This window comes from Streptomyces cellostaticus, assembly GCF_023630175.1.
GTDB classification, from domain to species: Bacteria; Actinomycetota; Actinomycetes; order Streptomycetales; family Streptomycetaceae; genus Streptomyces; species Streptomyces cellostaticus_A.
Genome location: NZ_JALLIN010000027.1, coordinates 78,094 through 90,021 on the forward strand (window position 1 = coordinate 78,094; position 11,928 = coordinate 90,021).

The following is an 11,928-nucleotide window of genomic DNA, read 5'->3' on the forward strand; positions in this document are numbered from 1 at the left end:
GTGACGGCGACTGCGAGCTTCACCGGCGACGCGAACCCCTACGGAGGAGGCGATCCGTACGCGGACTACCGCACCGCGGACCTCCCCTTCACCCAGCACGCCGACCTCGCCGACCGGCGACTCGGCGCCGGTGTCATCGCCGCCAACGACGAGTTCTTCGCCCAGCGGGAGAACCTGCTGGTGCCCGAGCGGGCCGAGTTCGACCCCGAGCGCTTCGGGCACAAGGGCAAGATCATGGACGGCTGGGAGACCCGGCGCCGGCGCGGCGCCTCCGCCGGGCACCCCTGGCCGACGGACGAGGACCACGACTGGGCGCTGGTACGGCTCGGCGCGCCCGGAGTGATCCGCGGGATCGTGGTCGACACCGCCCACTTCCGCGGCAACTACCCGCAGGCCGTGTCGGTGGAGGGCACGTCGGTGCCCGGCTCCCCGTCCCCGGAGCAACTGCTCGGCGACGACGTGAAGTGGACGACGCTCGTCCCGCGCACCCGCATCGGCGGCCACGCGGCCAACGGCTTCACCGTCTCCGTCGAGCAGCGCTTCACACACCTGCGGGTCAACCAGCACCCCGACGGGGGCATCGCACGCCTGCGCGTGTACGGCGAGGTCGTCCCGGACCCGCGGTGGCTGGCGGCGCTCGGCACCTTCGACGTGGTCGCGCTGGAGAACGGCGGCCGGGTCGAGGACGCCTCCGACCTCTTCTACTCCCCGGCCACCAACACCATCCAGCCCGGCCGCTCCCGCAAGATGGACGACGGCTGGGAGACCCGCCGCCGCCGTGACCGGGGCAACGACTGGATCCGCTACCGGCTGGCCGCCCAGGCGCGGATCCGCGCCGTCGAGATCGACACGGCGTACCTGAAGGGCAACAGCGCGGGCTGGGCGTCGGTGTCCGTCAGCGACGGCGAGGACGGCGACTGGCGGGAGATCCTGCCCCGCACCCGCCTCCAGCCCGACACCAACCACCGCTTCGTCCTGCCGGAGCCGGCCGTCGGCACCCACGCGCGCGTGGACATCTACCCCGACGGCGGCATCTCCCGCCTCCGCCTCCTCGGCACCCCGACCGAGGAGGGTGCCGCCGCGCTCGCCGCCCGCCACCAGGAACTGGGCGGCTGACCCGCGGCCGGGCGTGCGTCCCCCGCCGTCACGTACGGGCGCCCCGAGGCCCGCGCGGCCGGCGGCGGCGGGACCGGCCGCCCGGGTGCCGCGGGGTGCACCGGTGAGACCGCACCGGTGCACCCCGCGCGCCGTCGTCTCAGGCCGCGTGCCCGCCGTCCACGGAGAACTCCGCGCCGGTCACGTAGGCCGCGTCCGGGCCCGCCAGATGGGCCACCGTCGCCGCCACCTCGTCGGCCGTCCCGATCCGTTCGTCGTCATGCGTCCATTGCAGTCGTCGCGGCCACCGTCCACCGGCGGCGTACGGACATCGACCTCGTCACACCCGGAACTCTCCGCTCCACCTCGAGCGTTCTCCCCGCGTGACCCTTCAGCAAGAGATCGTCGGCAACGCCATGCAGATGGCGGTAGTCAACCTGCGCCCCGGCCAGACCGTGTACTGCGAGGCGGGGAAGTTCCTGTTCAAGACGTCGAACGTCACCATGGAGACACGTCTGTCCGGTCCGTCGGGCAACGGCGGCCGGCAGCAGAACGGCTCCGGTGGCATGGGCGGCATGCTGCGCCAGGCCATGGGCACCGCCATGCAGGTCGGCCAGCGCATGATGGCCGGTGAGTCGCTGGCCTTCCAGTACTTCACCTCCCAGGGCGGCGAGGGCACCGTCGGCTTCGCGGGCGTGCTGCCCGGCGAGATGCGCGCCCTGGAGCTGGACGGCACGCGCGCGTGGTTCGCCGAGAAGGACGCGTTCGTGGCCGCCGAGGGCGGTGTCGAGTTCGGCATCGCCTTCCAGGGCGGCCGCACCGGCATGAGCGGCGGCGAGGGCTTCGTCCTGGAGAAGTTCACCGGGCACGGCACGGTGATCATCGCCGGAGCGGGCAACTTCATCGATCTGAACCCGGCGGACTTCGGCGGCCGCATCGAGGTCGACACCGGCTGCGTCGTCGCCTTCGAGGAGGGCATCCAGTACGGCGTCCAGCGAGTCGGCGGACTGAACCGGCAGGGCATCATGAACGCCGTGTTCGGCGGCGAGGGCCTGTCCCTGGCCACCCTGGAGGGCAACGGCCGGGTGATCCTGCAGTCCCTGACCATCGAGGGCCTCGCCAACGCCCTGAAGAAGGCCCAGGGCGGTGACAAGCAGGGCCCGACCGGCGGTCTGTTCTCGACCCACGCCGGCTGAGGGCGCCGTCCCCACCCGCCTCGGGCCCACGGGGTCGCGTCGCGGCCCCGGGCATCTCGGTGCGCTGCGGCCCCTGCCCGGCATCCGGTTCCTCAGGGCACGCGGCCACCACCACCTGGCCATCGGCCAACTGCTGCCCGGGGTGCGCGACTTCACCGAGCGCGGCCAGCCGCTCGCGGCCCGCGGCACCGATCTGCCGGCCATGGCGCCCCCGGCGGGCCGACCTGGCGGCGGCCCGCCAGGCGCTCGGCGACCGGGCCGCCGTCCGCCGGCTCGCGGCCCGGCAACCGGAGCTGGCGGCCGGGACCGACGGCCGCACCCGCGGCTTCGCCCTGCGGGTGCTGACGCGCGCCGGGGAACTGGGAGAACTGCGCGGAACCCCGTGGCAGGCCGTCGCGCACAGCAGGTGGTGCCCGGCGCCGTGCGGACCTGGAGATGCCAGGCGCGGGTGAGGGCCCTCTCCGGCCGGGACGCCCGAAGGTCTTCGGCCGCGGGCCGGAAGCCAGGGACGCAGGAGATGGAGGCCCGGTTCCCGCAGAGTGGGGCGAACCGGGCCTCCGGTGGCCGGGGATCGTCAGGCGGCGGCGCCGCTGTCGGCCTCCATGGCCACCCGCAGGCTCCTCGGGCGCATGTCCGTCCAGTTCTTCTCGACGAAGTCCAGGCACTCGGCCCGGCCCTCCTCGCCGAACACGACCCGCCAGCCCTTCGGGATCTCGGCGAACGCCGGCCACAGCGAGTACTGTTCCTCGTCATTGACGAGCACGAAGAACCGGCCGGACTCGTCGTCGAAGGGATTCACGCTCATGATGCCTCTCCGCAGGATGGTGTGAATGGTCCGAGTGAAGGGTTTCGGCTGAATCATCCGCCGGAACGAGGTCCGGTCGTATCGCAGCCGGGTGGAACACGGCTCGACTGTATTCGAGTCAGGCCGCGCCGAGCCGGTCAAACGGCAGGAGTGACGACGACGTCCGGCCGAACAGATCGGACCGGGCCGCAAGCCCTGCTGAATTGGTATCAGTCCGGGTTCGGCGGCCGGCGGTCCGGCCGAATCCCGGGGCCCGCCCTGCGGGCGGACGGCGGGACTTTCCCGTCGAGGAACGTGAAATCTCCCCGCGTCGACGTGCCACGCGCTCAGGACTCCTGGCCCTCCGCGGCCGCGAACAGGGCGAGGGCCAGCACCAGCAGTGCCACGCTCGCCTACACCTCGTAGCCCCTGAGGAACCCGAGCCGCTGCACGAACGCCACGTGCCAGTGGGTGAACTCGTGCACCGGGCCCAGCACACCCTGCACCAGCGCGATGAACCCGATCAGTTCCAGCAGTCTTCATGGACCCACCCTGGACCCGCCGTCCCGCGCCGCGCATCGGCCGCGGGACGGCCGCCGCCCGTCGAAGGTCCAGCCCTCGCGCCGGACGGGACCGCCCTAAGTCCATCGCGCCGCGACTTTCCTCGACGACGGGCACTGAGCGGGCGCGCCGCGCGTTCAACGTCAGACGGCACAAGCCGCTCCGGGGACGTCCCCGGAGGGCCCGGGGGGAGTCCGGAAGGGGAGCGATGGGCAGGCAACCGGTTATCGACCTCAGGGAGTTCGGGGACGCGTTCCGCACGGACCCGCATCCGTACTACGCGAAGTTGCGCGAGCAGGGGCCCGTGCACCGGGTACGGCTCGGCGGGGCGGACGCGGGCCAGACGACCTGGCTGGTCGTCGGGTACGAGGAGGCGCGTGCCGCCCTCGCCGATCCCCGGCTCGCCAAGGACACCGCCCGGATCGGCGCGCCCCAGCTGGACGAGGAGAAGATCGGCAAGTACCTGCTGGTCACCGACCCGCCCCAGCACACCCGGCTGCGCTCCCTGGTCACCCGCGCGTTCACCATGCGCCGGGTGGAGCGGCTGCGCCCCCGGATCCAGCGGATCACCGACGACCTGCTGGACGAGATGCTGCCGCGCGGCCGCGCCGACCTCATCGAGGCGCTCGCCTACCCGCTGCCCCTCACCGTCATCTGCGAACTCCTCGGTGTCCCGGACATGGACCGCGCCGAGTTCCGCCGGATCTCCACCGAGGTCGTCGCACCGACCAGCGCCGACACCGAGTACGACGCGGTCCTCGCCCTCGCCCGGTACCTCCGGGACCTGATCGAGGACAAACGGCGCGCCGGCCCCACCGACGACCTGCTCAGCGACCTGATCCGCACCACCGCCGAGGACGGCGACCGGCTCTCCTCGCGGGAACTGGGCGGCATGGCCTACCTGCTGCTCATCGCCGGCCACGAGACCACCGTCGACCTCATCGGCAACGGCGTCCACGCCCTGCTCACCCACCCGGACCAACTCGGCGCCCTGCGCGCCGACATGGGCCTCCTGGACGGCGCGGTCGAGGAGATGCTGCGTTTCGAGGGGCCGGTGGAGACCGGCACGTACCGGTACGCCGCCGAATCCCTGGAGATCGCCGGCACGGTGATCGAGAAGGGCCAGTCGGTGATGATCGGGCTGACCGCCGCCGGCCGCGACGGCGACCGCTTCGCCGAACCGGACCGGTTCGACATCCGCCGCGACGCCCGCGGCCACCTCGCCTTCGGCCACGGCGTCCACTACTGCCTGGGCGCGCCCCTGGCCCGCCTGGAGGGCGGAATCGCCATCGGCACCCTCCTTCGGCGCGCCCCCGGTCTGGCGCTGGACGGCTCCCCGGGCGAGTGGCTGCCGGGCATGCTGATGCGGGGGATGCGCGCTCTGCCCGTGCGCTGGTGAACCGCGGCGAGCGGCCCGGTCCAGGCCGTGTCAGCCGTACGACGGCTGGACGCGGTCCTGGATCTCCAGCAGCCGCACCGGGCGGCGCTCGCGCCGGGACACCTCGCAGGCCTCGGCGATCCGCAGCGCCTGCAGGGCCTCCTGGCCGTCGCACGGGTTGGGCCGCTCACCGCGCAGCACCTCGACGAAGGCGCACAGCTCGGCCTCGTAGGCCGGTCCGAACCGTTCCAGGAAACCGGTCCACGGCCGGGAGGCGGCCGGCGGCCCGGTGGGCTCGGTGGACGCGACCGGCGTACGGTCGTCCAGGCCCACCACGACCGTGTCCCGCTCCCCGGCCAGCTCCATCCGGACGTCGTATCCGGCGCCGTTCAGCCGGGTCGCCGTGGCCGTGGCGAGCGTGCCGTCGTCCAGGGTGAGCAGGGCACCGCCGGTGCTGACGTCCCCGGCCTGGCGGAACATCGGCGGCCCGGCGTCCGAGCCGGCCGCGTACACGTCCGTCACCTCACGACCCGTCACCCAGCGCAGCGCGTCGAAGTCGTGGATCAGCGTGTCCCGGAACAGACCGCCGGACAGCGGCAGCCAGTCCGGCGGGGGAGGGGACTGGTCGGAGGTCGTCGCCCGCACGGTGTGCAGCCGTCCGAGCCGGCCCGAGCGCACCGCCTCCCGGGCGCCCGCGTACCCCGGGTCGAAGCGCCGCTGGAAACCCATCTGCAGCACCGTCCCCGCCGCCTCGACCTCGGCGAGCGCCTGCAGCGTGCCCGGCAGGTCGAGCGCTATGGGCTTCTCGCAGAAGACCGGCAGGCCGGACCGGGCCGCCCGGCCGATCAGCTCGGCGTGCGCCGCGGTCGCCGTGGTGATCACCACCGCGTCCACGCCCCACCGGAAGATCTCCTCCACCCCCGGCGCCGCCGTCTCGCCCAGCCGGTACGCGAGCGCCTGTGCCCGCGCCGGATCCGCGTCGGTCAGGATCAGCGACCCGACCTCGCGACTGCGGCTGAGCGTGTTCGCATGAATGGTGCCGATGCGGCCCGTACCGATGACCCCGATGCGCATGGAAACAAAGTGAGGGCGGACCCGGCACCCTGTCAATCGCAATGTCCGGACAACCGGACTACACGACTTCCCGTCATCCGGGCACGCGGCTACGCTCGAGCCCGTGCCCAAACCAGTGGTGGACCCGACCGTGTCACTCGACCTCCGCGTGGACCGCAGTTCCCCGGTGCCGTTGTACTTCCAGCTCTCCCAGCAGCTCGAGGCCGCGATCGAGCACGGCGGCCTCACGCCCGGCAGCCTGCTGGGAAACGAGATAGAGCTGGCCGCCCGGCTCGGCCTGTCCCGGCCCACGGTCCGCCAGGCCATCCAGTCCCTCGTCGACAAGGGACTGCTGGTCCGCCGCCGGGGTGTGGGCACCCAGGTCGTGCACAGCCAGGTCAAGCGCCCCCTGGAGCTGAGCAGCCTCTACGACGACCTGGAGGCGGCCGGGCTGCGTCCCGAGACCAGGGTCCTGGTCAACACCGTCGTCCCCGCCCCCGCCGAGATCGCCGCCGCGCTCGGCGTACCCGAGGGCGGCGACGTCCACCGCGTCGAGCGGCTGCGCCTGGCGCACGACGAGCCGATGGCGTACCTGATCAACCATCTGCCGACCGGCCTGCTCGACCTGGACACCGGCAGACTGGAGGCCACCGGCCTGTACCGGCTGATGCGCTCCGCCGGGATCACCCTGCACAGCGCCCGCCAGTCCATCGGCGCCCGGGGCGCCACGGCCGCCGAGGCCGAGCGGCTCTTCGAGGCGGAGGGCGCCCCGCTGCTCACCATGCGGCGCACCACCTTCGACGACACCGGCCGCGCCGTGGAGTACGGCGACCACACCTACCGTCCCGGCCGCTACTCCTTCGAGTTCCAGCTCCTGGTACGCCCCTGAGCACCGGCTCGCACCCCCGGGCCACCGCCCCGCCCGCACGTGATCGCCGGGCCCGCGCCCGCGACCGCCCGGCCACCGGCACGTCGCAATGTCCGGACAAGTCGACGGGCAGGGGCTCCCCGGCGGTGCCAGGAGTGGTCCCCGTGTTCGATACTGGAGTGTTCGGGGCCGTCGAGATGTTCGCCGGCCCCTCGCGTACGGACGGACACGGCAGGAAGGGCACGGCCTCGTGGCACGGTTTCGGACCTGGGCAGGCATCGCGCTGGCAGGGGCACTCTCGGTGTCCCTGGCCGGGTGCAGCAGCACCGGAGGCAAACGGGCGGAGGACGCCCGCAAGGCCGCCGCCGCCCAGGGGCGGGCGGCGGTGAACACCCCCCGCTGGACCTTCGCGATGATCACCCACTCGGGAGACGGCGACACCTTCTGGGACATCGTGCAGAGCGGGGCCAAGCAGGCCGCCCGCAAGGACAACATCAACTTCCTGTACTCGCACGACGACGAGGCGCAGCAGCAGGCCCAGCTCGTGGACGCGGCGGTCGACAAGAAGGTCGACGCCATCATCGTCACCCTCGCCAAGCCCGACGCCCTCAAAGCCGCCGTCGCCCGTGCCGAGAAGGCCGGCATCCCGGTGATCACCGTGAACTCGGGCTCCGAGGAGTCCAAGGCCTTCGGCGCCCTGACCCACATCGGCCAGGACGAGACCGTCGCCGGCGAGGCCGTCGGCGAGGAGCTGAACAAACGCGGGAGGAAGAAGGCCCTGTGCGTCCTGCACGAGCAGGGCAACGTCGGTCACGAACAGCGCTGCGACGGCGTGGCCAAGACCTTCCGCGGCACCGTGCGGAAGCTGTACGTCAACGGCACCAACATGCCCGACGTGCAGTCCGCCGTCGAGGCCAAGCTGCAGGCGGACCCCTCCGTCGACTCGGTCGTCACCCTGGGCGCCCCGTACGCCGACACCGCCGTGCAGGCGAAGAAGGGCGCGGGCAGCAAGGCGGAGATCGACACCTTCGACCTCAACGCCAAGGTCGCCGCCGAGCTGACGGACGGCACCCTCGGCTTCGCCGTGGACCAGCAGCCCTACCTGCAGGGCTACCAGGCCGTGGACCTGCTCTGGCTGTACAAGTACAACGGCGACGTCCTCGGCGGCGGCCGGCCCGTGCTGACCGGCCCGCAGATCGTCACCCGGGACCAGGCCGCCGCGCTGGCCGACTACACCGAGCGGGGCACCCGGTGACCGCCACCCTCGACCGGGCGGCGGACGACAGACTCCTGCCGGGTTCGCCGCTGCGGAAGCTGCTCGCCCGCCCGGAGCTGGGCTCGGTGGTCGGCGCGCTCGCCGTCTTCGTCTTCTTCGCCGTCGCCGCCGACGGCTTCCTGCGCGCCGCCAGTCTCAGCACGGTCCTGTACGCCTCCTCGACCATCGGCATCATGGCCGTCCCCGTGGCGCTGCTGATGATCGGCGGCGAGTTCGACCTGTCCGCCGGCGTCCTGGTGACGTCCTCGGCGCTCGTCTCGTCGATGTCCAGCTACCAGATGACCGCGAACACCTGGGTCGGCGTAGGTGTGTCGCTGCTGGTCACGCTGGCGATCGGCGCCTTCAACGGCTTCATGCTGACCCGCACGCGACTGCCCAGCTTCATCATCACGCTCGGCACCTTCCTGATGCTGACCGGTATGAACCTCGGCCTCACCAAGCTGATCGACGACACCGTCTCCACCAAGAGCATCGCCGACATGGAGGGCTTCCCGAGCGCCCACGCCGTGTTCGCCTCGACCCTCACCGTCGGCGGCGTGGGCTTCAAGGTCACCATCCTGTGGTGGCTGGGCCTGGTCGCCCTCGCCTCCTGGATCCTGATGCGCACCCGCGCCGGCAACTGGATCTTCGCGGTCGGCGGCAACCAGGACGCGGCCCGCGCGGTCGGCGTCCCCGTCACCGGGACGAAGATCGGCCTCTACATGGGTGTGGCGCTCGGTGCCTGGATCTCCGGCCAGCACCTGCTCTTCTCCTTCGACGCCGTACAGTCCGGCGAGGGCGTCGGCAACGAGCTGATCTACATCATCGCGGCCGTCATCGGCGGCTGCCTCATCACCGGCGGCTACGGCAGCGCCGTCGGCTCGGCGGTCGGCGCGCTCCTGTTCGGCATGACCAGCAAGGGCATCGTCTTCGCCGAGTGGAACCCGGACTGGTTCAAGTTCTTCCTCGGAGCGATGCTGCTCCTCGCGACCCTGCTCAACGCCTGGGTCCGCAAGCGCGCGGAGGCCGACAAGTGACTTCCCTGGTCGAGCTGACCGACGTCAGCAAGAACTACGGCACCGTCCGCGCCCTCGAAGGCGTCTCCCTCGAGGTCCGTTCCGGGGAGATCACCTGTGTCCTCGGTGACAACGGGGCCGGCAAGTCGACCCTGATCAAGATCGTCGCGGGCCTGCACCGGCACGACGGCGGCACCCTGCGCATCGAGGGCGAGGAGACGACCCTGTCCTCCCCGCGCGAGGCCCTGGACCGGGGCATCGCCACGGTCTACCAGGACCTCGCCGTCGTTCCCCTGATGCCGGTCTGGCGCAACTTCTTCCTGGGCTCGGAGCCCCGCCGGGGCGCGGGGCCCTTCAAACGCCTGGACATCGACCTCATGCGCCGCACCACGCGCGAGGCACTGCTGCGCATGGGCATCGACCTGCGCGACGTCGACCAGCCCATCGGCACCCTCTCCGGCGGCGAGCGCCAGTGCGTGGCGATCGCCCGCGCCGTCCACTTCGGCGCGAAGGTCCTGATCCTGGACGAACCGACGGCGGCGCTGGGCGTGAAGCAGTCGGGCGTGGTGCTGAAGTACGTGGCGGCGGCACGTGACGAGGGCCTGGGCGTCGTGCTGATCACCCACAACCCGCACCACGCGTACCTGGTGGGCGACAGGTTCGTCCTGCTGCGGCGGGGCACGATGGTGGGCAATCACACACGGGACGGCATCACCCTGGACGAGCTGACCCAGCAGATGGCGGGAGGGTCCGACCTGGACGCTCTGCGCCACGAACTGGAGCGCGGCTGAGGGGCCGCGGGACCGTGCCGGCCCGGGGCCCCGCCGGGTGGCCGCGACCGGACCGGACGGACCCCGCAGGGCACCGATCGCGCACCCGCCGGTCCGCGGCCGGATACGGCACCCGCCCCCGCGGTGAGGCAGAATCGAGCAACGATGAGCACCTACCGCGACCTCACCGCACCCATCGGCTCCCGACGGGCCCCCGTGCTGCGCACGGTCGGGACCAGGGAACGCCGCTCGCACCTGACCGCGCCCCGCGTGCCCACGGTCGGCATCGACATCGGCGGCACCAAGGTCATGGCGGGCGTGGTGGACGCCGACGGCAACATCCTGGAGAAGCTCCGCACGGAGACCCCGGACAAGTCCAAGAGCCCCAAGGTGGTCGAGGACACCATCGCCGAGCTGGTGCTGGACCTGTCCGACCGGCACGACGTGCACGCGGTCGGCATCGGCGCGGCCGGCTGGGTCGACGCCGACCGCAACCGCGTCCTGTTCGCGCCCCACCTGTCCTGGCGCAACGAGCCCCTGCGGGACCGCCTCGCCGGCCGCCTGTCCGTACCGGTCCTGGTGGACAACGACGCCAACACTGCAGCCTGGGCGGAGTGGCGCTTCGGCGCGGGACGCGGTGAGGACCACCTGGTCATGATCACCCTCGGCACCGGCATCGGCGGCGCCATCCTGGAGGACGGCCAGGTCAAACGCGGCAAGTACGGTGTGGCCGGTGAGTTCGGCCACATGCAGGTGGTGCCCGGCGGCCACCGGTGCCCGTGCGGCAACCGCGGCTGCTGGGAGCAGTACAGCTCGGGCAACGCGCTCGTCCGGGAGGCCAAGGAACTGGCCGCGGCCGACTCCCCGGTGGCCTACGGGATCATCGAGCACGTCAAGGGCGCCATCGACGACATCTCCGGCCCGATGATCACCGAGCTGGCCCGCGAGGGCGACGCCATGTGCGTCGAGCTGCTGCAGGACATCGGGCAGTGGCTCGGCGTCGGCATCGCCAACCTGGCGGCCGCACTCGACCCCTCCTGCTTCGTGATCGGCGGCGGGGTCAGCGCGGCCGACGACCTGCTCATCGGCCCCGCCCGGGACGCGTTCAAGCGCCACCTCACCGGCCGCGGCTACCGCCCCGAGGCCCGTATCACCCGCGCCCAGCTCGGCCCCGATGCCGGCATGGTGGGCGCCGCCGACCTCGCCCGGCTGGTCGCCCGCCGGTTCCGGCGGGCCAAGCGGCGCCGGGTGGAGCGCCACGAGCGCTACGAGCGGTACGCGCGGGCCCTCCGCGACCAGGACACCGCATGACCGCGTCGGTGCCGCACCAGGCCGCGCCGCCGGACGAGCCGCGCCGGACCGTGGAGAACCCCCGTCACAGGACGAAGCGCAGGACCCTCACCCTGCTGATCATCGTGCTGCTCATCGGGGTCCCCGCGGGCTATCTCGTGATCTCCGCCAACCAGAGCCGCAGCAGCGGCAGGGACAAGGAGGAGAAGTACTCGGCGACCGGCCTCACCCCGGGCTTCCCCTCCAAGGTGCAGCGCCGCATCTACCAGGTGGCCGTTCCGCACCCCGCCGACTACATCGCCTACTACGAGACCAACAACTGGAAGACCAGCCGGCTGTACATACAGTTCCGCACCAACAGCGCCGGACTGGAGAGCTTCCTGGGCGCCATGGGCGTACGCCGGGACGAACTGGAGAAGGGCGCCAGGCCGATCAGCGCCCGCGACCGCGAGGTCTCCGGCTGGAACTTCACCGGACCCGGCCCGTGGTTCGGGCTGACCCATCCGCAGCGGAACCCGGCGCCCACCCAGGACGTGCTGGTGAACATGGCCGACCCGAACTTCCCGATGGTGTACGTCGTCTCGCGCACGGTGCCGTAGCGCGGTCGCCCGAGGCCACCGGGCCCCTGGGGCGACGGCGCCGCCCGGCCGCCGCACCCGGTT

General features: G+C 72.3%; 11 protein-coding genes and 2 pseudogenes. 9 read left to right on the top strand and 4 right to left on the bottom strand.

The window, feature by feature from the left end; all coding sequences use genetic code 11:
- On the top strand, positions 1–1,116 hold the full coding sequence (gene alc / locus MXD57_RS18710; RefSeq protein ID WP_250402668.1) for an allantoicase: 1,116 nt from the start codon (positions 1–3) through the stop codon (positions 1,114–1,116).
- Between the two features lie 139 nt (positions 1,117–1,255).
- On the opposite strand, the pseudogene MXD57_RS18715 reads toward alc, so the two are convergent.
- Positions 1,256–1,366, bottom strand: a pseudogene (locus MXD57_RS18715) (SDR family oxidoreductase); the annotation flags it as partial.
- Between the two features lie 112 nt (positions 1,367–1,478).
- Between MXD57_RS18715 and MXD57_RS18720 the strand changes: the two are divergent.
- Positions 1,479–2,291: an AIM24 family protein gene (locus MXD57_RS18720; RefSeq protein WP_250402669.1), complete on the top strand. Its 813-nt coding sequence runs from the start codon at positions 1,479–1,481 to the stop codon at positions 2,289–2,291.
- Between the two features lie 574 nt (positions 2,292–2,865).
- On the opposite strand, the gene MXD57_RS18725 is transcribed toward MXD57_RS18720, so the two are convergent.
- Together MXD57_RS18725 and MXD57_RS32015 are read right to left on the bottom strand one after the other, a co-directional pair.
- Positions 2,866–3,096: an MbtH family protein gene (locus MXD57_RS18725; protein ID WP_250402670.1), complete on the bottom strand. Its 231-nt coding sequence runs from the start codon at positions 3,094–3,096 to the stop codon at positions 2,866–2,868.
- Positions 3,097–3,422: 326 nt separating this feature from the next.
- A pseudogene (locus MXD57_RS32015) lies at positions 3,423–3,611 on the bottom strand (hypothetical protein).
- Between the two features lie 233 nt (positions 3,612–3,844).
- Between MXD57_RS32015 and MXD57_RS18735 the strand changes: the two are divergent.
- A complete protein-coding gene (locus tag MXD57_RS18735) occupies positions 3,845–5,035 on the top strand; it encodes a cytochrome P450 family protein (RefSeq protein ID WP_250402671.1) in 1,191 nt (396 codons plus the stop codon).
- A 30-nt stretch (positions 5,036–5,065) separates the two neighbouring features.
- Here the strand turns inward: MXD57_RS18735 and MXD57_RS18740 are convergent, their stop codons facing one another.
- The gene (locus tag MXD57_RS18740) at positions 5,066–6,088 is read right to left on the bottom strand and encodes a Gfo/Idh/MocA family protein (protein ID WP_250402672.1); all 1,023 of its coding nucleotides are present in this window, start codon (positions 6,086–6,088) and stop codon (positions 5,066–5,068) included.
- 130 nt (positions 6,089–6,218) lie between these two features.
- Between MXD57_RS18740 and MXD57_RS18745 the strand changes: the two genes are divergently transcribed.
- The 6 genes from MXD57_RS18745 (at position 6,219) to MXD57_RS18770 (ending at position 11,865) form a co-directional block, all read left to right on the top strand.
- Complete coding sequence (locus MXD57_RS18745; RefSeq protein WP_250402696.1) at positions 6,219–6,956, top strand: GntR family transcriptional regulator; 738 nt, start codon at positions 6,219–6,221, stop codon at positions 6,954–6,956.
- A 229-nt stretch (positions 6,957–7,185) separates the two neighbouring features.
- Positions 7,186–8,190, top strand: a complete 1,005-nt coding sequence (locus tag MXD57_RS18750; RefSeq protein WP_250402673.1) for a sugar ABC transporter substrate-binding protein — start codon at positions 7,186–7,188, stop codon at positions 8,188–8,190.
- Positions 8,187–9,227 carry an ABC transporter permease gene (locus MXD57_RS18755; RefSeq protein ID WP_250402674.1) on the top strand — a complete coding sequence of 347 codons (1,041 nt, stop codon included), beginning with the start codon at positions 8,187–8,189 and terminating at the stop codon, positions 9,225–9,227. Before MXD57_RS18750 ends, MXD57_RS18755 begins: the two co-directional genes overlap by 4 nt.
- Complete coding sequence (locus tag MXD57_RS18760; RefSeq protein ID WP_250402697.1) at positions 9,194–9,997, top strand: ATP-binding cassette domain-containing protein; 804 nt, start codon at positions 9,194–9,196, stop codon at positions 9,995–9,997. The genes MXD57_RS18755 and MXD57_RS18760 overlap by 34 nt, the downstream gene beginning before the upstream one ends.
- 144 nt (positions 9,998–10,141) lie before the next feature.
- Positions 10,142–11,287, top strand: coding sequence for an ROK family glucokinase (locus tag MXD57_RS18765; RefSeq protein WP_250402675.1), 1,146 nt, complete (start codon positions 10,142–10,144; stop codon positions 11,285–11,287).
- On the top strand, positions 11,284–11,865 hold the full coding sequence (locus tag MXD57_RS18770; protein ID WP_250402676.1) for a sugar kinase: 582 nt from the start codon (positions 11,284–11,286) through the stop codon (positions 11,863–11,865). Before MXD57_RS18765 ends, MXD57_RS18770 begins: the two co-directional genes overlap by 4 nt.
- The last annotated feature ends 63 nt before the right edge of the window (positions 11,866–11,928 follow it).